Source organism: Tropicibacter sp. S64 (assembly GCF_049803835.1).
In the GTDB taxonomy this organism is placed as follows: domain Bacteria; phylum Pseudomonadota; class Alphaproteobacteria; order Rhodobacterales; family Rhodobacteraceae; genus Pacificoceanicola.
On record NZ_JBNAGK010000002.1, the window covers coordinates 283,775 to 306,040 of the forward strand.

The 22,266-nt window shown below is 65.3% G+C and carries 25 protein-coding genes; 7 read left to right on the plus strand and 18 right to left on the minus strand.

Features of this window, described 5'->3' with window-relative positions; translation table 11 throughout:
* Positions 1 to 32: 32 nt before the first annotated feature.
* The 6 genes from ACP159_RS04560 to ACP159_RS04585 are packed head-to-tail and all read right to left on the minus strand — an operon-like array spanning position 33 to position 5,774.
* Positions 33 to 1,634, minus strand: coding sequence for a carboxyl transferase domain-containing protein (locus ACP159_RS04560; RefSeq protein WP_425098450.1), 1,602 nt, complete (start codon positions 1,632 to 1,634; stop codon positions 33 to 35).
* A 40-nt stretch (positions 1,635 to 1,674) separates the two neighbouring features.
* On the minus strand, positions 1,675 to 2,262 hold the full coding sequence (locus ACP159_RS04565) for a hypothetical protein (protein ID WP_425098451.1): 588 nt from the start codon (positions 2,260 to 2,262) through the stop codon (positions 1,675 to 1,677).
* The gene (locus tag ACP159_RS04570; RefSeq protein ID WP_425098452.1) at positions 2,259 to 3,809 is read right to left on the minus strand and encodes an AMP-binding protein; all 1,551 of its coding nucleotides are present in this window, start codon (positions 3,807 to 3,809) and stop codon (positions 2,259 to 2,261) included. The genes ACP159_RS04565 and ACP159_RS04570 overlap by 4 nt, the downstream gene beginning before the upstream one ends.
* A 4-nt stretch (positions 3,810 to 3,813) precedes the next feature.
* Positions 3,814 to 4,293, minus strand: a complete 480-nt coding sequence (locus tag ACP159_RS04575; protein WP_425098453.1) for a lysozyme inhibitor LprI family protein — start codon at positions 4,291 to 4,293, stop codon at positions 3,814 to 3,816.
* Positions 4,290 to 4,574 carry a hypothetical protein gene (locus tag ACP159_RS04580; RefSeq protein ID WP_425098454.1) on the minus strand — a complete coding sequence of 95 codons (285 nt, stop codon included), beginning with the start codon at positions 4,572 to 4,574 and terminating at the stop codon, positions 4,290 to 4,292. The genes ACP159_RS04575 and ACP159_RS04580 overlap by 4 nt, the downstream gene beginning before the upstream one ends.
* Positions 4,575 to 4,610: 36 nt before the next feature.
* Complete coding sequence (locus ACP159_RS04585) at positions 4,611 to 5,774, minus strand: isovaleryl-CoA dehydrogenase (RefSeq protein WP_425098455.1); 1,164 nt, start codon at positions 5,772 to 5,774, stop codon at positions 4,611 to 4,613.
* 134 nt (positions 5,775 to 5,908) lie between these two features.
* On the opposite strand from ACP159_RS04585, the gene ACP159_RS04590 reads away from it, so the two are divergent.
* Complete coding sequence (locus ACP159_RS04590) at positions 5,909 to 6,379, plus strand: pyridoxamine 5'-phosphate oxidase family protein (protein ID WP_425098456.1); 471 nt, start codon at positions 5,909 to 5,911, stop codon at positions 6,377 to 6,379.
* Between the two features lie 144 nt (positions 6,380 to 6,523).
* Positions 6,524 to 6,868: a hypothetical protein gene (locus ACP159_RS04595; protein ID WP_425098457.1), complete on the plus strand. Its 345-nt coding sequence runs from the start codon at positions 6,524 to 6,526 to the stop codon at positions 6,866 to 6,868.
* Positions 6,869 to 6,943: 75 nt separating this feature from the next.
* Here ACP159_RS04595 and ACP159_RS04600 read toward each other — a convergent pair whose 3' ends face one another.
* The 3 genes from ACP159_RS04600 to ACP159_RS04610 form a co-directional block, all read right to left on the minus strand.
* Positions 6,944 to 7,594 (minus strand): DUF1236 domain-containing protein, encoded by a 651-nt coding sequence (locus ACP159_RS04600; RefSeq protein ID WP_425098458.1) that lies wholly within the window; start codon positions 7,592 to 7,594, stop codon positions 6,944 to 6,946.
* A gap of 73 nt (positions 7,595 to 7,667) precedes the next feature.
* Entirely contained in the window at positions 7,668 to 8,879 is a 1,212-nt protein-coding gene (locus ACP159_RS04605) for a DegT/DnrJ/EryC1/StrS family aminotransferase (RefSeq protein ID WP_425098459.1), read from the minus strand.
* Between the two features lie 31 nt (positions 8,880 to 8,910).
* Positions 8,911 to 9,258 carry a DUF2794 domain-containing protein gene (locus ACP159_RS04610; protein ID WP_425098460.1) on the minus strand — a complete coding sequence of 116 codons (348 nt, stop codon included), beginning with the start codon at positions 9,256 to 9,258 and terminating at the stop codon, positions 8,911 to 8,913.
* 216 nt (positions 9,259 to 9,474) lie between these two features.
* Between ACP159_RS04610 and ACP159_RS04615 the strand changes: the two genes are divergently transcribed.
* The 3 genes from ACP159_RS04615 to serA all read left to right on the plus strand — a co-directional run bounded on the left by ACP159_RS04615 (position 9,475) and on the right by serA (position 12,801).
* Positions 9,475 to 10,629 (plus strand): phosphoserine transaminase, encoded by a 1,155-nt coding sequence (locus tag ACP159_RS04615; RefSeq protein WP_425098461.1) that lies wholly within the window; start codon positions 9,475 to 9,477, stop codon positions 10,627 to 10,629.
* A gap of 3 nt (positions 10,630 to 10,632) precedes the next feature.
* Positions 10,633 to 11,115, plus strand: coding sequence for a hypothetical protein (locus ACP159_RS04620; RefSeq protein WP_425098462.1), 483 nt, complete (start codon positions 10,633 to 10,635; stop codon positions 11,113 to 11,115).
* Between the two features lie 84 nt (positions 11,116 to 11,199).
* A complete protein-coding gene (serA, locus tag ACP159_RS04625) occupies positions 11,200 to 12,801 on the plus strand; it encodes a phosphoglycerate dehydrogenase (protein WP_425098463.1) in 1,602 nt (533 codons plus the stop codon).
* Between the two features lie 359 nt (positions 12,802 to 13,160).
* Here the strand turns inward: serA and ACP159_RS04630 are convergent, their stop codons facing one another.
* Both ACP159_RS04630 and ACP159_RS04635 read right to left on the minus strand, forming a co-directional pair.
* The gene (locus ACP159_RS04630; RefSeq protein ID WP_425098464.1) at positions 13,161 to 13,646 is read right to left on the minus strand and encodes a response regulator; all 486 of its coding nucleotides are present in this window, start codon (positions 13,644 to 13,646) and stop codon (positions 13,161 to 13,163) included.
* Between the two features lie 93 nt (positions 13,647 to 13,739).
* Positions 13,740 to 14,108, minus strand: coding sequence for a hypothetical protein (locus ACP159_RS04635; RefSeq protein ID WP_425098465.1), 369 nt, complete (start codon positions 14,106 to 14,108; stop codon positions 13,740 to 13,742).
* A 105-nt stretch (positions 14,109 to 14,213) separates the two neighbouring features.
* On the opposite strand from ACP159_RS04635, the gene ACP159_RS04640 reads away from it, so the two are divergent.
* Positions 14,214 to 14,993, plus strand: coding sequence for a metallophosphoesterase family protein (locus ACP159_RS04640; protein ID WP_425098466.1), 780 nt, complete (start codon positions 14,214 to 14,216; stop codon positions 14,991 to 14,993).
* Between the two features lie 42 nt (positions 14,994 to 15,035).
* Here the strand turns inward: ACP159_RS04640 and ACP159_RS04645 are convergent, their stop codons facing one another.
* Positions 15,036 to 16,385, minus strand: a complete 1,350-nt coding sequence (locus ACP159_RS04645) for an aminotransferase class III-fold pyridoxal phosphate-dependent enzyme (protein WP_425098467.1) — start codon at positions 16,383 to 16,385, stop codon at positions 15,036 to 15,038.
* A gap of 207 nt (positions 16,386 to 16,592) precedes the next feature.
* Between ACP159_RS04645 and ACP159_RS04650 the strand changes: the two genes are divergently transcribed.
* A complete protein-coding gene (locus ACP159_RS04650; RefSeq protein ID WP_425098468.1) occupies positions 16,593 to 17,921 on the plus strand; it encodes a sensor histidine kinase in 1,329 nt (442 codons plus the stop codon).
* Positions 17,922 to 17,994: 73 nt separating this feature from the next.
* Here the strand turns inward: ACP159_RS04650 and rpmE are convergent, their stop codons facing one another.
* The 6 genes from rpmE to ACP159_RS04680 form a co-directional block, all read right to left on the minus strand.
* Complete coding sequence (rpmE, locus tag ACP159_RS04655) at positions 17,995 to 18,216, minus strand: 50S ribosomal protein L31 (protein WP_425098469.1); 222 nt, start codon at positions 18,214 to 18,216, stop codon at positions 17,995 to 17,997.
* A gap of 11 nt (positions 18,217 to 18,227) precedes the next feature.
* Complete coding sequence (gene rplS / locus ACP159_RS04660) at positions 18,228 to 18,608, minus strand: 50S ribosomal protein L19 (RefSeq protein WP_425098470.1); 381 nt, start codon at positions 18,606 to 18,608, stop codon at positions 18,228 to 18,230.
* Positions 18,609 to 18,966: 358 nt separating this feature from the next.
* Positions 18,967 to 19,428, minus strand: a complete 462-nt coding sequence (locus tag ACP159_RS04665) for an N-acetyltransferase family protein (protein WP_425098471.1) — start codon at positions 19,426 to 19,428, stop codon at positions 18,967 to 18,969.
* Positions 19,421 to 20,239, minus strand: a complete 819-nt coding sequence (gene trmD, locus ACP159_RS04670) for a tRNA (guanosine(37)-N1)-methyltransferase TrmD (RefSeq protein ID WP_425098472.1) — start codon at positions 20,237 to 20,239, stop codon at positions 19,421 to 19,423. The genes ACP159_RS04665 and trmD overlap by 8 nt, the downstream gene beginning before the upstream one ends.
* 78 nt (positions 20,240 to 20,317) lie before the next feature.
* Complete coding sequence (locus ACP159_RS04675; protein ID WP_425098473.1) at positions 20,318 to 20,671, minus strand: hypothetical protein; 354 nt, start codon at positions 20,669 to 20,671, stop codon at positions 20,318 to 20,320.
* Positions 20,672 to 21,139: 468 nt separating this feature from the next.
* On the minus strand, positions 21,140 to 22,042 hold the full coding sequence (locus ACP159_RS04680; RefSeq protein ID WP_425098474.1) for a fructose bisphosphate aldolase: 903 nt from the start codon (positions 22,040 to 22,042) through the stop codon (positions 21,140 to 21,142).
* Positions 22,043 to 22,266: the final 224 nt, after the last annotated feature.

Below are 22,266 nucleotides of genomic sequence, written 5' to 3' on the forward strand. Positions count from 1 at the left end.
TTGAAAATACTCGAAAAATCCCATCATCCGCCTCACATCCGGAACAGGCCGAAGCGCGTCTCCCCGATCGGCGCGTTCAACGCCGCCTTCAGGCTGAGGGCCAGCACGGCGCGGGTCTTGCGCGGGTCGATGATGCCGTCATCCCAGAGCCGCGCGGAGGCATAGAGCGGATGCGACTGGCGTTCGAACATGTCGATGGTCGGCTGCTTGAAGGCGGCCTCCTCGTCGTCGCTCCACGTGCCGCCGGCCCGTTCGATGGCGTCTCGTTTGACCGTGGCCAGCACCCCCGCCGCCTGTGCCCCACCCATCACCGAAATCCGGCTGTTCGGCCAGGTCCAGAGGAACCGCGGCTGATACGCCCGCCCCGCCATCCCGTAGTTGCCCGCGCCGAAGGAGCCGCCGACCAGCAGCGTGATCTTGGGCACATTGGTCGAGGCGACAGCGGTGACCATCTTCGCGCCATGCCGGGCGATCCCTTCGTTCTCGTACTTGCGGCCCACCATGAAGCCGGTGATGTTCTGCAGGAAAACCAGCGGGATACGGCGCTGGGAACACAACTCGACGAAATGCGCCCCCTTCTGCGCCGCCTCGCTGAACAGCACGCCGTTGTTGGCGATGATGCCGCAGAGCATCCCCTCAACATGGGCAAAGCCGCAGACCAGAGTTTCACCAAACCGCGCCTTGAACTCATCGAAGCGGGAGCCGTCCACCACGCGGGCGATGACCTCGCGGATGTCATAGGGCGTGCGCAGGTCCGCCGGAACCGCCCCGAGGATTTCGTCCGGATCGTAATCCGGTTGCTCGACGGTCTGTAGGGCGGGGCTATGCCCCGCACCGCCGAGCGAGGCGACCGCCCGCCGGGCCAGCGCCAGCGCATGCGAATCATCCTCTGCAAGATAATCCGCCACACCCGAAAGCCGCGTGTGCACGTCACCGCCGCCGAGGTCCTCGGCCGAGACCACTTCCCCGGTTGCCGCCTTCACCAGCGGCGGCCCGGCGAGAAAGATCGTCCCCTGCTCCTTGACGATGATGGACACGTCCGACATGGCGGGCACATAAGCGCCCCCGGCGGTACACGATCCCATCACCACCGCAATCTGCGCGATCCCCTTAGCGCTCATCCGCGCCTGATTGTAGAAGATGCGGCCAAAATGGTCGCGGTCCGGAAAGACCTCGTCCTGGTTCGGCAGGTTCGCCCCGCCGCTGTCCACGAGGTAGATACAGGGCAGCGCATTCTCCTCCGCGATCTCCTGCGCGCGCAGGTGCTTCTTCACCGACATCGGGTAGTAGGTGCCGCCCTTCACCGTGGCGTCGTTGCAGACCACCATGACCTGTCGACCCTCGACGACACCGACGCCCGCGATCATCCCTGCCGCAGGAGCCGCGCCGTCGTAGAGTCCATGTGCCGCCGTCGCCCCGATCTCGAGGAAAGGCGAGCCGGGGTCGAGCAGGTTCGCCACCCGCTCCCGCGGCAGCATCTTGCCTCGCGCCACATGCCGCTCCCGCGCCTTCGCGCCGCCGCCCTCCGCCGCCTGTGCCGCGGCCTCCTGTACCACGCGCAACGCCTCGAGATGCGCGGCGCGGTTGGCGCGGAACGCTTCCGATCCGGCTATGACCTGCGATTGCAGCTTCATGTCTCCGTCCTTTCCACACCGGGGAAGTCCCCCGCAAAATTCAATCGTTCCCCGGTCTCGCAACGGGTCTCGTCGGCGGTGGCGCCGAGGCCCATCCGGCTTCTATGGCCCCGGGTGCGGCATCGAGGAACCGCGCCAACTGCCAGGCCAGGACCGCCGAGCCCAGCCTGCGGCTGGCCTCCCGCGCGTCGCACCAGGCCGCCATGACATCCGTGTCGCCCGCGCAATCCGGCCCGGCGGAGCGATCCTGCGCGAGTGCGTAGACCAGCGGGTAAAGCCCGTCCGACCATTGCCCCGCCTTCCCCGCCACGGCATCGGGCTCCGGCAGCGTGGCCACGATCTGCGCCGCCAGCGCGTCTTCCTCCACCGCAAGCGCATGCTGGCAAGGCAGCGGCGCGTCGCTTCTGTCACAGATCACGATGCCGACGGTGCCGCAGAACTCCGTGCCGCCCATGTCGCCGATCTCGAAGGGTTGTGAGCCGGGCAAATCCTGCACCCGCTTCAGCGCCCGCTCGTACCGGGCCACCTCCGCGTTCATGCAGTCGGCAAAGCTCGGCAACGGCTCGGGCGCCGTCTCCTCGGCATGCAGCGGCAGGGCCAGCAGCGCGGCGGCACAGGCCAGTCTCATGTCGCTCCCTCCGCCGCCGCCCGCGCCTTGAGTTCCTTGCGGATCACCTTGCCCGTCACGGTCATCGGCAGCGTCTGCACGAAGGCGATTTCCCTTGGATAGGAGTAGCTTGCGAGGCGATCCTTCACCCAGGCTTGCAAATCCTCGGGCTGGGTGTCGCGGCCGGCCTTGAGCACGACATAGGCCTTCACGATCTCCGTCCGGAGCGCGTCCGGCTTGCCGACGACCCCCACGGTGGCCACGTCCGGATGCGTCAGAAGACAGTCCTCGATCTCCGCCGGGCCGATGCGGTAACCGGCCGATGTGATCACGTCATCCTCGCGGCCCACGAACCTGACAAACCCATCCTCCATGATGCCCCGATCCCCGGTCAGCATCCAGTCGCCCCGGAATTTCTCCGCCGTCTCTCGCGGCCTGTTCCAGTAGCCGAGCATCATAGACGCCGCGCCGCGCCGGATCGCGATGTCGCCCTCGCCGTCTGTCTGTGCGCCGTCGTCGTCGATCACCGCCAGGTCGAACCCCGGCACCGGCTTGCCGATGCAGCCGGGCCGCGCCTCGAACAGGGCGCCGCAGGAGGAAGCGACCATGTTGCACTCGGTCTGGCCGTAGAACTCGTTGATCGTCACGCCAAGCGCCTCCCGGCCCCAGGCCAGCATCTCCGCCCCCAGAGGCTCGCCGCCGGACGCCGCCGTGCGCAGCCCGTCGATCTGCGCCCCCTCGGCCTTCAGCATCCGCAGCGCTGTCGGCGGGAAGAAGACGTTTCGCACGCCTGCCTCCGAGATGATCCGCTTGCAGGTCTCCACGTCGAACCGCGCCATCCGCGCCGCGACCACAGGCACACCCAGCGCCAGCCCCGGCATCAGCACGTCGAACAGCCCGCCGATCCAGGCCCAGTCCGCCGGGGTCCAGAGCACGTCGCCCTTTTGCCCAAGGAAGTCATGGCTGATCTCCACCCCCGGCAGATGTCCGGTGAGGATGCGATGACCGTGCAACGCCCCCTTCGGGCTGCCTGTGGTGCCGCTGGTGTAGATCAGGACGGCAGGGTCTTCCGCCTCGGTATCCTCGCGCCACGCCGGAGCCGGGTTCTCGCTGAGCGCATCGCCGGTGACAATCTCCACCGCCGACCTGTCCAGCATGGCCGCGCCGTCCGCATCGGTCACGACCACCTTTGCCCCGCTGTCACCGAGGCGAGAGGCCAAGGCATCGTGCCGGAACAGTTTGAACAAAGGCACCGAAATGGCCCCCATACGCCACGCGGCGATATGGGCGGCGGCGCAAAGCGGCGATTGCGAGAGCAGCACGCCGACCCGGTCACCGCGCCGGATGCCGCGCTTGCGCAGGGACAGTTGCACCCGCCGCGACAGTTCCCTGAGCGCAGCATAGCTCCAGTCCCGCCGCACGCCCCCGCTCAGGTCGATGATCGCCACCCGGTTCGGCTCGCGCTCGCACCAGCCGTCGCAGACTTGCACCGCGAGGTTCAGCCGCTCCGGCAGGTCCCAGCGGAACCCCTCCCGCAGCGCCTCGTATGACAGGCCGCGCGTCAGCACCGGATCAGTTCCCCTCTTCGATCTGCGCCTGCAGGTAAAGCGCCTGCCGCGCCGTCTCCGTCATCAGGCAGACCATCGCCGCAGGCCCGCCTCCGGTGCCGCCGCCGTATTGGCTGCGCACATAGTCGCAGGTGGCATCGCGATACGGGATCCACGCCCGCTGCATCGCCCGCAGCGCCTCCGCCTGATACGCGTTCGGGCCGTTCTCCGAGTCCATTTCCTCTGCCACGGCCATCGCCTCGCCGTAGACCCGGTTCAACTCCGCGTCCCAGGCCGCCCGCTCCGCATCGTAACACGCGCCCATGCCGACAGTGGAATAGCCGCCTTCCGTTTCCTCGATGCAACGCGCCGCCGAGGCCCCGACGCACTCGTCGAAGGTTCCTTCGGAGGCGAAACACTCTTCGGTGTCCGTCATGGAAAACACCAGATCCTGCGCCCAGACCGGCGCGGCGATCATCGTCAGTGCAACAATCAGTGCCTTCATGCCCTTGGCCTCCCTTCCTGCGCCCCGGCACCGGGCGGGACGATCCCGACCAGCCCGCCGAAGCGGTTCACCTCATAGTGCCACATCTGCCCCGGCAGACCGCAGCGCACGATCAGCCAGACGTCCAGTCCCGGCTCGCCGAAGCACGTCCAGCCCGTCAGCCCCCGGCCCTCCTTCGCCGCGAACCGGCTCGAATAGGCCTCGATGGCTTCGGTCTCCGTCAGGTTGGCCGCGATCCAGCCGAGCCGGAACGCCTGCAGCGCCCCCAGAACGACGAACACTCCCAAAGGCAGAAACCAGAGCCATCGCGGCAAAGCTCACCTCATCGCGGCCATCAACTCGCGTCCGACAAGCATCCGGCGAATCTCGGACGTGCCCGCCCCGATCTCCATCAGCTTGGCATCGCGGAAGATGCGGCTCACCGGGCTGTCCGAGAGGAACCCCGCCCCGCCCATGGCCTGCACCGCCTGATGCGCCACCACCATGGCCTCTTCACTGGCATAGAGGCAACAGGCGGCTGCGTCCTGCCGGGTGACTTCGCCCCGGTCGCAGGCCTTCGCGACCTCGTAGACATAGGCGCGGGCGCTGTTCATCTTCGTGTACATGTCGGCGATCTTGCCCTGCATCAGCTGGAAATCCCCGATCGACTGGCCGAACTGCTTGCGCTCGACCATGTAGGGCATGATTTCGTCCATGCAGGCGGCCATGATCCCCGTCCCGATCCCCGCAAGGACGACGCGCTCATAGTCCAGACCGGACATCAGCACACGCACGCCCTTGCCCTCCTCGCCCAGCACGTTTTCAAACGGCACCTCGACGTCCTCGAAGACCAGTTCGGCGGTATTGCTCCCCCGCATCCCGAGCTTGTCGAAATGCTGCGACGTGCTGAAACCCTTCATGGTCTTCTCGACGATGAAGGCGGTGATGCCCTTCGAACCCGCCTCTGGATCGGTCTTGGCATAAACCACCAGCGTATCCGCGTCCGGGCCGTTGGTGATCCAGTATTTGTTGCCGTTCAGCGTGTAATATCCGTTCTTCTTCTCCGCCTTGAGCTTCATCGAGACGACGTCCGACCCCGCCCCCGGCTCGCTCATGGCGAGCGCGCCAATCGACGTCCCCGCGATCAGCCCGGGCAGATATTTCTGCTTCTGTTCTTCGGTGCCGTTCAGCTTGATCTGGTTCACGCAGAGGTTCGAATGCGCCCCGTAGGAGAGCGAGACGGAGGCCGAGGCCCGCGCGATCTCCTCGACCGCGACCACATGCGCGAGGTAGCTCATGCCCGCGCCGCCGTAGGCCTCCGGCGTGGTGATCCCGAGAAGGCCAAGTTCGCCCATCTCCGGCCAGAGCTCATTGGGGAAGCTGTTCGAGCGGTCGACCTCCGCCGCAATCGGCTTCACCCGCTCCTGCGCCCATTTGTGCACCATCTCGCGAAGCGCGTTCACGTCCTCGCCAAGATCGAACGTCATGCTGGCCTGAAACATCCCGAGCCTCCCCGCGTCGGTTATTGAACACTTGTTCAAATACTAGGGCCAATCTCACGGCTGCGTCAAGCACGGAACATCCCGCCTGCCGCCGCGTTTCAACCCCAACGCAGATTTTTCCGAAAGGACAGACCATGACCACCGATCTCAAGGACACCTTCTGGGACCGTATCGAAGACGTGCAGGCCGGGCTTCTGGAAACCGGTGGCACCCGCCCGGTTCCGATGTCGCCGATGGCCCGCAAGGATGACAAGGCCATCTGGTTCATCACCGCCGAAGGCACCGCCGCCAACGAAGCGGCGAAGACCGGAGCGAAGGCGACCTTCAATGTCGCCGATCCCAAGGCGCATCTTTTTGCCACCATCGACGGCACTTTGGAACAGAGCCATGACAAGGCCAAGCTGGACGAACTCTGGTCCCCCGTGGCTTCCGCCTGGTTCGAGGAAGGCCAGGAGGACAAGGACGTCCGCCTGATCCGCTTCACGCCGTCGGATGCTGAAGTCTGGGCCACCGACGGCGGCGCGAAGTTCCTCTACGAGATCGCCAAGGCGCATGTGACCGAAGAGAAACCCGACATGGGCGACCATGGCCGCGTGATGTTCTGAATGGTGTTCAGGTGAACGGCAAAGCCGTCCGGTCCGCGAGGATCGGGCGGTTTTTTCGTGCTAGATTGTGCTCCGCATTTTCGTCATTGTTGGCTTATTGATCCATCACAACAATTGCTCCGAAACTGCGCGCGGGAGGCGAAATTGGGAAAATCAAATTACCACAAACTGACTCCGAATATCGACCTCAATAAGAAGCAACCAAGAAAACGAGAAGTTAGGCAATTTATAGAAACCTGTAGAAAATTCAACATGCCGGTGCGCAGACGCCTCACCGCTTTCGGCAAGACCACGCCGGGATTCGCTACTAAGTACGACCCTGAGTTCCTCAAGGCGTTTCAAGAGATATGTCGCATTTATGCAGCCGCTGACTTTAAGCACCCTGAAATACAAGTCTTGGTTCTTGCTTTAGACAATCGCCTGTTCCCATGTCGGGCCGACCAATTCAATGTGGCCATTGTCACGCGGCTGGCAGGCGGCATTTTCTGATCGTGTTTCAACTTCCCACAATGAAAAAGGCGACCCGCGCGGGGCCGCCTTTCCAGTCTTCCACGAATGCGCGGCTTAGCGCACGATATACAGGATCTCGCCCGTCGCCGGGTCCACGATCGCGGTGGCGTCGTTCACGGCGATGTAGCTGTACTCGCTGTCCGGGATCTCATAGAGCGTCGGTTCGCCGGTGATCTTTGCACCCACGACAACCTCGCCATCGGCGTAGACCGGCTCGACCGGGTTCTCGCGGATGTAGGTCACGGTGGTCTCGTCCGGGTTGATGGACGCGCCGATGCCGGAGCCGAGGAGGAAGCCGCCGACGATGGCGAGCGGGCCGCCGATGGCAGCGGACGCCGCCCAGGCACCAGCCACGGCACCCACGGCTGCGCCTTCGTCGTTCGGCTGCTCATAGGTGACGGTCTCGACGGTGGTGACGGACTGCGGGCTGGTCACCGGCACCTCGGCATCGAGCGTGCCCGCCAGGTACTCGGAATAGGCCCAGCCTTCGGTGCCGTTGTAGCTGACCTTGCACCAGCCGCCTTCTTCGAGGCAGCCATCGACCATGGCCATCTCGTCGTTCGGGATCACGTCGACGATGGTGAACTCGGGGCCGGGACCGGCGCGCAGGTTCAGGTCGGTCACGGCATAGGCTTCGCTGGCCGCGGCCACGGGACCGGCGGCGATCAGTGCAAGGCCGGATGCGGCCATCAGAATGCGTTTCATGGGATGTCTCCTGTGTTTTTCGCGATGTGCGATTGCAGGCAGAACACCGGCCAAACGCCTGTCGTTCCGAATTTTATTTTGTGTCTTGGCGGGAACCTGCCTGAAACACCGCACCGACCTCCTCGCGGATGATGCTGGCAATGAGTGCGCAGTCTTCCAGCGAGAATGTCAGCGGCAGGCGCATGTCGAGGATGCCGCGCAGGATGCGGTCGCTTGCCGGGAGTGGCTCGGAGGGCGCATAGCGCCAACTGTCGTAGCGCGAGGTAAACCCGACCGGCTCCGCCCCGCCGAACCACTTGAGTTCGACCCCACGGGAGCCGCAGCGTTTCAGAACGTCCTGCACCGCTCCGCTGGCCCAGTCGAGCAGCAAGAACTGGATGGAGGAGCCGACGTAGACCTCCTGTGCCGGCCGCGCGATCACTGTCAGCCCCGGCGTGCCACGCAGGCCCTGCTCCACCGTCTGATACCGCTCGTTCCAGCGCGCAATCTGCTCAGGCAAGACCCGCAGTTGCGGACGCAGGATCGCCGCGCGCAGGTTGTCCATGCGGCCGGAGACGTTCGGCGTCTGGTACTTCAGATCGGAAAAAACCTCCGGGGACGGCCCCGCGAGATGGCGCTCGTAGAGCATGTAGGAGCCGGAGAGCATGATGGCCTTCGCCGCCAGCGCCTCGTCATCGGTGACGAGGAAACCGCCCTCGCCCGAGTTCATGTGCTTGTAGGTCTGCGTCGAGTAACAACCGATCGCTCCGTGCCGCCCGGACGGCACGCCGTTCCACGACGCCCCCATGGTATGGGCGCAATCCTCGATCACCGTCACACCATGGGCGGTGCAGATCGCCATGAGCCGGTCCATGTCACACAGATGCCCGCGCATGTGCGAGAGCATCAGCACGGACGCCTGCCCCGCCTTCGCCTCCAGATCGTCCAGGTCGATGACAAGGCTCTCCGTCACCCCGACGAATACCGGCACCGCGCCCACGGCGGCAATCGCCCCCGGCACCGGGGCCAGCGTGAAGGCATTGGTCAGCACCCGGTCCCCCGGCTTTACGCCCACGGCGCGGAGCGCACAGCCAAGGGCATAGCCCCCCGACGCCACAGCCAGCGCGAACCGCGCCCCGGTGAAGGCGGCGAACTCCTGCTCCAGCAGGGCCGTCTCGGCGGTCTCCCCCGGCGCGGTGTTGTAGCGGTGCAGGCGGCCATGGCGCAGCACGGCGAGCGCGGCGTCGATGCCCTCTTCGGGAATCGGTTCCTGCTGGGTGAAGTTGCCGGTGAATCGCGTGGTCATGGCAGCGTGCTTAAACCACCGGCGGCGCGGGTCAATCGCTGTCCACGGAGCGGATCAACTTGCGCTCGAGCACGCGCAGCACCGTGCGCAGGTCATGGCCGCGCTTGAGCACCTGCCCTTCCATGCCGTAAACCGCATACTCCCCCTGCCTCGCCCGCAGCTTCGGCCGCTTCTCGATCCGGTAGAGGGGATTCTCTGCCGTGCGCCGGAATACGGAGAAGACCGCCACGTCGCGCAGCGCGGAAATCCCGTAGTCGCGCCACTCCCCGGCGGCGACCATGCGCCCGTAGAGCGAGAGGATGACGTTCAGCTCCGTGCGGTGAAACATCACCTGCTGGCTCTGGCCCGGGCTGGGAGGAAACGGCGTAAGGCTGTTCATGGCTCAAGATTTGCGCCAATCCCCCTTCAAATCAAGAGCTTTGCGAGGCCTTGGTCAAAGCGGAGTTTCCGATCTGCTCCAAAGCCACGCCACCAATCACGCAGATGCGGCATTTCGGCTGCATTTTCCGACTTGCCGCGGAATCGCGACTCGCATACTCCGGCGCTCGGGACACCTCTCCCCAACGAGAGGCATCTATCTGGAAGGTTAGCAGATATGACTACGCACCACCCGGCCCATCGCCCGGCCAATCCGCGTTTCTCCTCCGGCCCCTGTGCCAAGATCCCCACATTCGAGTTGAGCAAGCTGGAGGGCGCCGCCCTCGGACGCTCGCACCGTGCCAAGATCGGCAAGGAAAAGCTCCTGGCCGCGATCGAGGAAACCCGCGACATCCTCGGAATTCCCGCCGATTACCGCATCGGCATCGTCCCCGCCTCCGACACCGGCGCCGTCGAGATGGCCATGTGGTCGCTGCTCGGCGCCCGCAAGGCCACCATGGTCGCCTGGGAAAGCTTCGGCTCCGGCTGGGTCTCCGACGTGGTCAAGCAGCTGAAGATCGATGCAGAGGTCAAGGAAGCCGGCTACGGCGAGATCGTCGACTTCGCGACCATCGACTTCGACACCGACGTCGTCTTCACCTGGAACGGCACCACCTCCGGCGTGCGCCTGCCGAACGGCGACTCGATCCCGGCAGATCGCGCGGGTCTGACCATCTGTGACGCCACCTCCGCCGCCTTCGCCATGGATCTGCCCTGGGACAAGCTCGACGTGACCACCTTCTCCTGGCAGAAGGTCATGGGCGGCGAGGCCGCGCACGGCATGCTGATCCTCAGCCCACGCGCCGTCGAACGTCTCGAAAGCTACACCCCCGCCTGGCCGATGCCGAAGATCTTCCGCATGACCAAGGGCGGCAAGCTGATCGAGGGCATCTTCAAGGGCGAAACGATCAACACCCCCTCCATGCTGGCAGTCGAGGATTACCTCGTCGCGCTGGACTGGGGCCGCTCCGTCGGCGGGCTCAAGGGCCTGATCGAACGCGCCAACACCAATGCAAAGATCCTGTGGGACTTCTGCGACCGCAACGACTGGATCGCCAACCTCGCGGTTGACCCGGCGACCCGCTCGAACACCAGCGTTTGCCTGAAGTTCACCGATCCGCGCATCAAGGACGGTGCCGCCTTCGCCAAGGCCGTCGCGAAGAAGCTCGAGGATTACAACGTCGCCTATGACGTCGGTGCCTACCGCGATGCCCCGGCGGGCCTGCGGGTCTGGTGCGGCGCCACGGTCGAAGCCTCGGACGTCGAAGTGCTGACCCTCTGGCTCAAATGGGCCTTCGAGGAGGTCATCGCAGCACAGACCGAAGCGGCCTGAGCCATGAGCCCCGCGCCCCACGTCGAGACGATGCTAGATTTCGTCGAAAGCCTGGGGATCGCGGTGTCGCGGGAGCCTCTGCCGGAGGGCACCTTCCTGCCCGGTCTCGATGTCCGGGACGGTGCCCTTCTCGTCGACGTCGAAAAGCTGACCTATCCTGGGGATATCCTCCACGAGGCCGGTCATCTCGCCGTCGCCGACGAAGCCCGCCGCAATGCGCCCGTGCTCAAGCCCACGAAGGCCGAGGAGATGGCCGCGATGGCTTGGTCTTACGCCGCGCTCCGTCACCTGAACCTGCCGCCCGAAACCGTTTTCCACGGTCACGGCTACCAGCAAGGGGGCGAGGCGCTGATCGAGGCCTACGCAAACGGCTCCGGCCCCGGCCTGCCGCTGCTGATCTGGATGGGCCTCACCGCCTGCCCGGAAGGTCGGCAACCCGGCACCGCCAGCCAGCGCTTTCCCGCTATGGACCGCTGGCTGCGCTGACAGATTTTCCCGGGATCGCCCATCGGGCGGCCCCCTTTCCCAAACTTGCCGGCTAATAGCCGCTCCATTGAACGGATCACGCAAATGACCGCACCCAAGGTACTCGTTTCCGACAAGCTCAGCGAAACCGCCGTCCAGATCTTCCGCGACCGCGGCATCGACGTGGACTACCTGCCCGACGTGGGCAAGGACAAGGACAAGCTGGCGGAGATCATCGGCCAGTATGACGGCCTCGCCATTCGCTCCGCGACCAAGGTCACACCCTCGCTGCTGGAGCACGCGACCAACCTCAAGGTGGTCGGCCGCGCCGGCATCGGCACCGACAACGTCGACAAGGAAGCCGCCTCCAAGAAAGGCGTGATCGTGATGAACACGCCCTTTGGCAACATGATCACCACCGCCGAGCACGCCATCGCCATGATGTTCGCCGTGGCCCGCCAGATCCCTGAAGCCTCCGCCTCCACCCACGCGGGCAAGTGGGAAAAGAACGCCTTCATGGGTGTGGAACTCACCGGCAAGACCCTTGGCGTGATCGGCGCGGGCAACATCGGCGGCATCGTTTGCGACCGTGCCCGTGGCCTGAAGATGAAGGTCGTCGCCTACGATCCCTTCCTGTCGCAGGAAAAGGCGGACAAGATGAAGGTCGAGAAGGTTGAACTCGACGACCTGCTGAAACGCGCCGACTTCATCACTCTGCACGTCCCGCTGACCGACCAGACCCGCAACATCCTGTCGAAGGAGAACCTTCTGAAGACCAAGAAGGGCGTGCGGATCATCAACTGCGCCCGTGGCGGCCTGATCGACGAGGAAGCCCTCGCCGAACTTCTGAAATCAGGACATGTCGCCGGTGCGGCGCTGGACGTCTTTGCCGTGGAACCGGCCAAGGAGAACGTGCTCTTCGGCCTGCCGAACGTGGTCTGCACTCCGCACCTCGGCGCCTCCACGACCGAAGCGCAGGAAAACGTCGCCCTGCAGGTAGCCGAACAAATGTCCGACTACCTGCTGACCGGCGCCGTGACCAACGCGCTCAACATGCCGAACGTCACCGCCGAAGAGGCGAAAGTCATGGGCCCGTGGATCAAGCTGACCGAACATCTGGGTGCCTTCATCGGCCAGATGTCCGACAACGAGCCGATCAAGGCGATCAACATCCTCTATGACGGCGAGGCCGCCACGATGAACCTGCAGGCGCTGAACTGCTCGCTCATCGCCGGGATCATGAAGGCCATCAACCCCGACGTGAACATGGTCTCCGCACCGCTGATCGCCAAGGAGAAGGGCATCCAGATCTCCACCACCAACCAGGAGCAGTCCGGCGCTTTCGAAGGCTATGTGAAGGTGACCGTGGTGACCGACAAGCGCGAGCGGTCCATCGCGGGCACCGTGTTCTCGGACGGCAAGCCGCGCTTCATCCAGATCAAGGGCATCAACATCGACGCCGAGGTCGGCCGTCACATGCTCTACACCACAAACCGCGACGAGCCGGGGATCATCGGGGCGCTTGGCGTCACCATGGGGTCGAACGGCGTGAACATCGCGAATTTCACCCTTGGTCGCAGCCATGCGGGTGGTGAGGCCATCGCGCTTCTCTATGTCGATGCCCCGGTGCCCGCCGAGGCGCGCGCCAAGCTGGCGGAGACCGGCCTGTTCAACCAGATCAAGCCGCTGGAATTCGACGTCGCCTGACGCTCCGGCCGCTTGTCGATCAAAGGCCCGGCAATTGCCGGGCCTTTTTGCTGGCTGGCGACGGGCCGGGATCGGGGACAGCCTGCCGATCTTCAACGCATCGCCCGGCGCGGCGGGGGAACGCTGCACCTTCGGGAAAGTGACAGGATCGCCTCTGCGCGGGCCTCGGTGGTCCGGGTTCCGGCCTGCGCAGACCGAGATTGCCGGCCAAGGCGGCAATCGCAACGAGCGATCGAATGCGCGAAAGCGCGGCCCCAGGCATCGTCCCGCCTTTGACCCTGCCGAGCGCCCCGCACTGAATTTCGCGCGCATCGGAAACGCCTGACTGCGCGAATGCGGCTCAGGGCCTCCGTCGGCCCCTACCGGCGGTCTACACGCCGCGCCCGCGCCCGTTGCCGCTCCGTGACCGGCGCCACCGGACCGCGCTCCATGTTCCGGTCGGGCCTGTCCACGCTCTTTGCGGCAGCGATACACTCCCGGAACAACGCCAGCGTCACATCCCCGCGCAACTGGTCCTTCGCCACCACGTGCCGGACCTTCGCCTCGCGCGCCTTCGCGAAAAGGAACGGAGAGGGCCAGCCAGTCACCAGCAGGACGGGAATATCGGCAAACGCGGCATTGCGCGAAAGATCGAGCACGAAATCCGCGCCGTTGCCGTCCGGCAAGGAATTGTCCAGCACGACGAAGTCGATCCGTCCCGCCGCGAGGTGCTGCCGCGCCTCCACCAGAGAGGTGGCCATGGCGATCCGCAGCTCCGGCGCCAGCTTGAGCAACACCCGGCGCAGGGCAAAGCGGTCAGCCTCGCTGTCCTCGACGATCAGGCATGTTGGCGGGTGCTGCGGCATCGGGTCCGGTCGCGCTCCTTCGATCCTCGCGCGGGTTCACGCGGGGTGAAGGCTGGCACAGCGGGTTTGACAAACCGTTAACACCCGCCCTGCTCACCGCCGCCGCGTCGTCACCACGACCACGGCAAAGATCAGCATCGACAAGAGGGTCAGCACCGATCCCGCCTTGGCCAGCACCTCGCCGCTCTCGCGGATGGCAAAGACGATGCCCGGCACGATCAGCACGACCCCAAGCACCGCGACCGCGGCGTGCAGCTTGGGCAAAAAGCCATGGTCTGCCCCCTCAACCATATGATAGTAAAACGCAAAAATCGCGAAAGAGACGTATCCGAGCAGGTTGAGGTGGGCATGGGCAGGGAACAGCGAATGATCGCCGGAGGCCGACATCTGTATGCCCCAGGCCATCCCGATCAGCGCAGACACCGTCGCAAGTCCCATGAAAATGAACGCAATCCCCTTCATTCCGGCTTTCCTCCCTGAAAAGATGACTCGAACTTATCAAATAAAGTCTGGCATGCAGCAGGAATACGCCGCCTTCCGGACGACGCGACAAGACAAGGACAGGACATGACACGGCTCTATGCCATCGGCGACATCCATGGCCAGAAATCCATGCTGGAGGACCAGCTCGCCCTGATCGACAAGGATGGCGGTGCGCAGGCGCGCGTCGTGTTCCTGGGGGATTACGTCGACCGCGGCCCTGACTCGAAAGGGGTGATAGACCTGTTCCTGCAGGGTCTGCGCGACGGGCGCGACTGGCTGTTCCTCAAGGGCAACCATGACCGCATGATGATCCGCTTCCTCGACATCGGCCAGACTCACGACGACAGCATACTTTCGGGCAAGCGCTGGTTCCACGAGCGGCTCGGCGGGGCGAACACGCTGCGCTCCTACTTCGAACCGGAAGCGTTCCTGCAATCGCTGGGCCTGCGCAACGCACGCCTGGAGGATTTCGGGACGGAGCCGGTTCCGAAATCGGTTCTGCCCGCCTTCGTCACCGCCGCAAACGCCGCCGTGCCTCAGGCGCACCGCGACTTCCTCGGCCAACTGAAGCTGACCTATCGCGATGCGAATTTCATGTTCGTGCATGCGGGTATCCGGCCCGGCCTGCCGCTCGGCATGCAGGAGGAGGAGGACCTGCTGTGGATTCGCGAGCCCTTCCTCAGTGACCAGCGCAACCACGGCGCGCTGATCGTGCATGGCCACACGTCGGTCGACGTCCCGGAGATGCGCATCAACCGGCTGAACCTCGACACCGGCGCGGGCTATGGCCGGATGCTCAGCACCGCCGTCTTCGAAGACGGCAAGGTCTTCCATCTGAATGCCGCCGGACGCGCCAGGCTCTGACGGATCGTAGCCCGGCGCTGCCGCCCCGGGCCGTCTGCCGTGTCAGGCCGCCGCGAAACCGGCATCGAGGGCATCGAGGATGACGTTCACCTCGGCCTCGGTGATCGTCAGCGGCGGCGACATCAGGATGTTGTGCCCGCCGATGCGCACCATCGCGCCAGCCTCATAGGCTGTCTGGTGGATGTGTGCCACGGAGGCGGTATCGAGCATGGTCTTCGTCTCGCGGTCGCTGACCAGCTCGATGCCGGTCATCAGCCCGTGTCCGCCGCGCACATCGCCGATCACCGCGTGCTTTTCCGCCAGCCGCTGAACACCTTCGAACAGCTGCTTGCCCCGCGCCGCCGCATTGACCCGGGTATCGAGACGCAGCGTCTCCGACAGGCAGGCCACAACGGCCGCCGCCCCCACCGGATGCGCCGAGTAGGTGTAGCCGTGGCTGATCACCCCGCCCGCGCCGCCGCTCTCGAAGACCTCCGCCACCTTGCCGGACATCAGTGCCGCGCCCACCGGGAAATAGCCGGAGGTGATGCCCTTCGCCATGCTCATCATGTCGGGCTTCACCCCCCAGTGCCGTGCGCCGGACCAGTCGCCGGTGCGGCCGAAGCCGGTGATGACCTCGTCGGAGATCAAGAGGATGCCATGCCGGTCGCAGACCTCGCGCATCAGCGGCATGAAGCTCTCATGGGGGACGATCACGCCACCCGCGCCGAGGATCGGCTCCATGATCAGCGCCGCGATGGTGTCCGCGCCCTGAAAGGCGATCTCGTCCTCGAAAGCCTGCGCGATCAGCTGCGCCAGCCGCGCCGGATCGGTTTCATTGAACGGATTGCGGTAGGTGTAGGGCGCCGGCAGGTGGAAGCAGCCGGGCAGCAGCGGCTCGTAATTGATCCGGAAGCGGTTGTTGCCGTTGACGGAAGCGCCGCCGAAATGCGTGCCGTGATAGCCCTTCTTGAGGGAGATGTACTTCGTCCGCGTCGGCTCGCCCCGCAGGCGGTGATACTGACGCGCCAGCCGCAGGCAGGTTTCGACGCTGTCCGAGCCGCCGGAAGTGAAGAACACCCGCTCCATGCCGTCCTCGGCAAACATCGCCTGAACGGCATAGGCCGCTTCGATCGCGGGCGGGTTGGTGGACCCGGCGAAGGCGGAGTAATACGGCAGCTCCTGCAGCTGAGCCGCGATGGCGTCCTTCACCGCCTGGTTGGAATAACCGAGGTTCACGCACCACAGCCCTCCGACCGCATCCACGACGCGGCGGCCATCGATGTCGGTGATCGTCACGCCGTCAGCGCCGGTGATGATCTTCGGCGGATGCTCCTGCATCTCGCGCGGCTGGGCCATCGGATGCCAAAGCTGGCGGGCATTGTTTTCCTTGAGGAAGTTGGCGTCTTTCATGGGTGGGGCGACTCCGGAAGAATTTGATCAAATTCTGACAGGCAACGCGATCCTTGTCCAGAGGACGCATCACCGGGGCAAGACGTTAACCATGATCCCGGTTTAACCTTTCATTAACCTTCCGAGCGCTTGACTGGCTTTGCCACCCAAGTCACCCTTGCGTCGGAATTTTCGTTTATTTTGCACAACTTATCGGAACAGCCTCTGGTGAAAAACCACCTAAGGGAGAACATCCGCGAAATCGAGCGGCTCTACAAGGTCGAATATGGCGATCGTCCCGAGGCCATCATCCGAATGGTCGGAGTGGGACTCGGCGGGGCCATGTTCTACCTCTACACCGGCTGGCCGCTGGCGTGGTCCTGGCCGCTGGTGTTCTATGCCTGCCACGGCATTTTCTACGCCTACCTCCGCCATGCCATGCACAAACCGGCGCCGCGGTCCGCCTATGTCGCAAGCGCCCTGTTCCTCTGCGTCATGCTGTCGTTCCTCTGGCTTCCGGCCTACCTCGCGGCGCAGACGGACACGCACCTGTCCTATGTCGGCACATTGCTGATCGCCACGCTGATCATCTACCTGATCCGGCGCGGGGATACCTTCTTCTGGACCCTGATCGCCGAAATCGTCGCAATCCTGCTGTGCCTGGCCGCCATCCTCGTCACGAAACTGGAGACCCTGACAGCGCCGGTCGAAGGGCTCGCCATGATCGTCGTGACGCTGGCGATTTCCGGCTATCTGGTGCAGGGCATCTTCGCCGGAAGGCGCCTGCGGCTGAGCAGCGAAGCCGCCGCGGAGAAGGCGCTGCAGGAGCAGAAGCTCGCCGCCATCGGACAACTGGCCGGCGGCGTGGCGCATGATTTCAACAACGTGCTGACCGCCATCGGCGGCAATCTCGAGCTCTACGAACATATCGACGACCCGGCGGAGCGCGATCACGTGATCGGTGAGGCCCGCGCCGCCACCACCCGCGCCGCCGAGGTGGTGCGCCAGCTTCTGATCTACGCACGCAAGGCCCCGACGCACCGCACCGCCGTGGACCTGAGCGCCTGCGTCACCGAACTGACCAAGCTGTCGCGCAGCCTGATCACGGAGAACGTGCGCCTGACCCTCGACCTGCCGCCGAAACCGCTGCTCAGCCACGTGGACGAGAGCCAGCTGCTGACCGCCATGCTGAACATCGTGGTCAACGCAGTCGATGCGATGCCGAAGGGGGGGACGCTGACGATCCGGGTCGAGGCCGCGCACCTGCGCTCCCCGCGTCCGATGATCGACGGAACCGACCTGGCACCGGGCGACTTCGCGCTGCTGACCTTCCGCGACAACGGCACGGGCATCCCGGACAATGCCCTGCCCCATGTGATCGAGCCGTTCTTCACCACCAAGCCGGTTGGCAAGGGCACCGGACTCGGGCTGTCGATGGTTCAGGGATTTGCCCGGGAAAGCGGCGGTGGGCTGGCCATCGCCAGCGGTCCGACCGGAACCACCATCGAGGTCTACCTGCCCCGTCTTCCGTCCGTCCTGGCCGAATCCCGGCGCTGATCGCCACCGGCCGGCAAGAAAAACGCCGCCCCGGGAGCGGGACGGCGTTTCATGAAACCGCGAAAGGGTTGGCTCAGAAGCCGAGACCTTCGTATTTCTTCTTGAACTTCGACACGCGGCCACCCTGGTCGAGCATGCGGCCCGTGGTGCCGGTCCAGGCCGGGTGCACGGTCGGGTCGATGTCGAGCTGAAGGGTGTCGCCTTCCTTGCCCCAGGTGGTGCGGGTCTGGAACTCGGTCCCGTCGGTCATCTTGACGGTGACGAGGTGGTAGTCGGGATGCAGATCCTTTTTCATCTCGTCTCTCCTTATGCGTTGGCCTTGGGGGCCTTGTAGTTGGCGTCTTCGGCGATCCGGGCGGACTTGCCGCGACGATCCCGCAGGTAGTACAGCTTGGCGCGGCGGACGCGGCCACGGCGGACGACCTCGATGGACTCGATGTTGGTCGAGTACAGCGGGAACACGCGCTCGACGCCCTCGCCAAAGGAAATCTTGCGAACAGTGAAGGAGGCGGCAATGCCCGAGCCGTTCTTGCGGCTGATGCAGACGCCTTCGTAGTTCTGCACGCGGGTGCGGGTACCTTCGGTCACCTTGTAGCCGACGCGGATGGTATCACCGGCCTTGAAATCGGGGATGGTCTTCCCCAGCGCAGCGATCTGCTCCGCTTCGATCTGTGCGATCAGGTCCATCTGATCAACTCCTATGTTACACGCGGTTTGGCCGCGGATGATGTCTGACGCCGGTGCTGGCACGGATCGGGAAGCAGGCTCCCCGCGCCGCGCAGAGGCGACAGCTGTTCATTGGATCGGTTGCCGCCCGGCAAAGGGCCGCGCAAAAACCGCAAGGCCCCGAGTCACCCCGAAGCCTTGTGTCCGGGCTGATAGGGGTACGGGCGGGGGAAAGCAAGGGAAATGTGCCGCGACGGCCGGTGTCCCCGAACGGTAGAAAATTTTGCCGGGACAAAATTTTGCCTGGGGCTCTGCCCCGTCCCTTGTGGGACTCCCCGAGGGTATTTGAGGACCAGAGAAATCCACAGGCCCCGCAGGCTCAGAGCGCGCGTTTGAACCCGGCGTGGCTTTGCGTGAAACCGAGGCCCGCGTAGAAGCGATGCGCCGCCGTGCGGCTGTTGCTGGAGGTCAGTTGCACCAGGGTGCAGCCACGCGCCCTTGCCGCGTCGATGGCCCAGAGGATCATCTGTCGCCCGAGGCCCTGCCCGCGCAGGGTCCGCGCGACGCGCACCGCCTCGATCTGCGCGCGCCAGCTGCCGTGGTGGGACAGGCCGGGGATGAAGCTCAGCTGGAAGGTGCCGACCACCGCGCCGTCCCGCTCCGCCACCAGCAACTGCTGGTTCGGGTCTGCCGCAATCGCCGCGAAGGCCGCGAAATAGGCGGGATCCGCGGCGCCGTCCGGGTCGTCGCGGGTCCGCCCGAGGTCATCGTCTGCCAGCAGGGTCAGGATGGCGCCCAGATCGGCGGGCCGCGCGGTCCGGATGTGCAGCATGTCAGTCATCGCGCGTCTCCTTTCGGGCAAGATAGGCCTCCCAGAGGTCCGGACGCCGTGCGCGGGTGATCGCCTCGCCCTGCGCCTGGCGCCAGGCGGCGATGGCCCCGTGGTTGCCGGACAGGAGCACCTCCGGGATCGGCAGCCCGTTCCATTCGGCGGGCCGCGTATATTGCGGATGTTCGAGCAGGCCGTGGGAATGGCTCTCCTCGACGGCGCTCTCGGCATTGCCGAGCACTCCGGGGATCAGCCGCACCGTGGCGTCCAGCATGGCCTGTGCCGCGATCTCGCCGCCGGTCATGACGAAGTCGCCCAGGCTGATCTCATGGATGCCGTAGTGGTGCAGCACGCGATCGTCCACGCCCTCGAACCGGCCGCAGATCAGCGTGATCCCCGGCAGTGTCGCCCAGTGCCGCGCCATGGCCTGATCGAAACGCCGGCCGCGCGGGCTGAGATAGACCAGAGGTCCCGGCACCCGGCGCACCGCATGGTCGATGGCACGGCCCATGACATCGGCCCTCAGCACCATCCCCGCGCCGCCGCCCGCCGGGGTGTCATCGACGTTGCGATGCTTGCCCTCCCCGAAATCGCGCAGGTTGACGGTGTGCAACTGCCAGGTGCCATCCTTCAGCGCCTTGCCGGTCAGGCTGTGGCCGAGCACGCCCGGGAAGGCCTCCGGGAAGAGCGTGATGACCTGCGCCTGCCAGGCGCGGGAGAGGTCTTCCTCCGCCATCAGGTCGCGGGGTTTCAGCGTCGGGCGCATGGTCTTGCGGCCATGGGACCGGCTTGTCGGTGTATCGGGGGCCTCGGGCGTGTCCATCGGTGTTGTCCTGTTCTGGCAGCGCGGTCTAGACTGCCCCGCCCCGCGCGTACAGGAAAAACTCTTGGGCCCCGCCGGTCAGGACAGCTCCAGCTCCGCGTTCGCGACTGTGTCGCGCAGGTCGAGCACCGCGGCAGGCTGCACGAAATCCTGTGCCAGGATCGCCGCCTCGGACGGGCTCGCCCGCAGGACACGCTCCAGACGGGCCACGGCCTGCCGTTGCCGAGGGCCGAGCCGCTCCGGACCGGTATGGCCCCAACGCGCCATCACCCGCGCGAGGATCTCGGCAACCACCGCATCGCGGTGCGCGGCATCGGGGGCGGAAGGTTTGGGGAGCGGATCGGGGAGCAGCGTGCCCGCAGCGGTGTCGCGAAGCAGGAACCCGCCCCCATCCGGCGCGGCGGGCTCGCCACCGCGCCGTCTGAAGGACACGAAAACCGAATACAAACTGCCCGCGCCACCCAGCGCAAGTGTCGCGGGACCACTCAACACAGACCCAGGTATCAGCAGAACCGCCAAGGCCGGACCCAAAGCAAGACCTGCAAGCCAAACACGCTGTACCGTCACCCTTGTTCACCCAGGCTGCATAACTCGAATACGGCTAAAAATGGCCGAAGATTGTGGCGGAAAGGTGGTATCGGAGGCGGCTTTTCTGAGGGATTGTCCCGCTGGTATCGCCTCAATCCGCCAATCTGGCCGACTGTTTCGCCACAATCATCGGCGCGGGTTGCGGCCAGATTTTGCCCTACAATCCATGCGGGAAACATGTTTGTGCGACCAACAGGTTCCGCCAAACCGAAAGGATTCGATTCGCCGGTGCCATGAAAAAGGGACGGCCCGGCGCCTGGCCAAGCCGTCCCTCGGGGTCGGTTGCAACGATCCGATCCGGCCGGGCCGGCGTCAGATCGACGCCTTGTAGATCTTGTCGATGTTGACGCCGAGGGCGGCGTTGAACGCCTCGTCGGACATGCCCTTGCTCAGGCCCTCTGCCAGCGCCCGGGAGAAGGAGGCGATCATCTTGGGCTGGCGCGCCAGCTTCTCGCAGGCCTCGTCGGTGGAGTGCCCGCCGGACAGCGCGACGACACGGACCACGTTCGGGTGCTCGGCGAGGGAGTCGTAGAAGCCGTCCTCGTTCGGGATGGTCAGCTTGAGCATGACCTTTTCGTCCGCCTTCAGCGTGTCGAGATGCCGGGCGATCTCGTCTCGCAGCATGACCTCGGCCTCACCCTTGGTCGGGGAGTGGATGTCGATCTCCGGCTCGATGATCGGCACCAGACCCGCAGCGCAGACCTCGCGACCCAGCTCGAACTGCTGCGCGATCACTGCTGCGATGCCGGTGCTGTCGGCCTCGTGGATGACCGAGCGCTCCTTGGTGCCGAAAACGCCGAAGCCCCGGGCATCGGCAAGCAGCTCCGTCAGGCCCGGGATCGGCTTCATGAGCTGGACGCCGTTCTCCTTGGCTTCGAGGCCCTTGTCGATCTTCAGGAACGGGATGACGCCGCGCTCTTCCCAGAGCACCGTGGTGACCGGTTTGCCGTCGATCGTGCCGCGCATCGTACGCTCGAAGAGGATCGCGCCCAGAACCTTCTCCGAGGTGAACTCCGGCGCCATGATGATCCGGCTGCGCATGGCGTGGATCTCGGCGAACATCGCTTCCTCGCCGTCATATTCGTCTTCCTTGACGCCATATTGCAGCAACGCCTTCGGGGTCGAGCCGCCGGACTGGTCGAGCGCGGCGATGAAGCCCTTGCCGGTCGACATCAATTCGACCTGTTTCGCGAAGGTTGCGGGGTCCTGAGCCATCTTTGTCCTCGTGTTCAAGAAAGTCTTTGGCGATTGAATAAACGAGGGGGCGGCGTGGGGATAGAGGGGGGCGACGGCTTTAACGCTAACGGGCGCGAGAAACTCTCAGGGGTGACGCGCAGGGGTTTCGCCGCGCGTTGCGCGGCGACCGGCGGGGGGGGGGGGGGGGGCGCGCCCGCGGGGGGGGGGCCCCCCCCCCCCCCCCCCCCGCCCCCCGCCCCAGG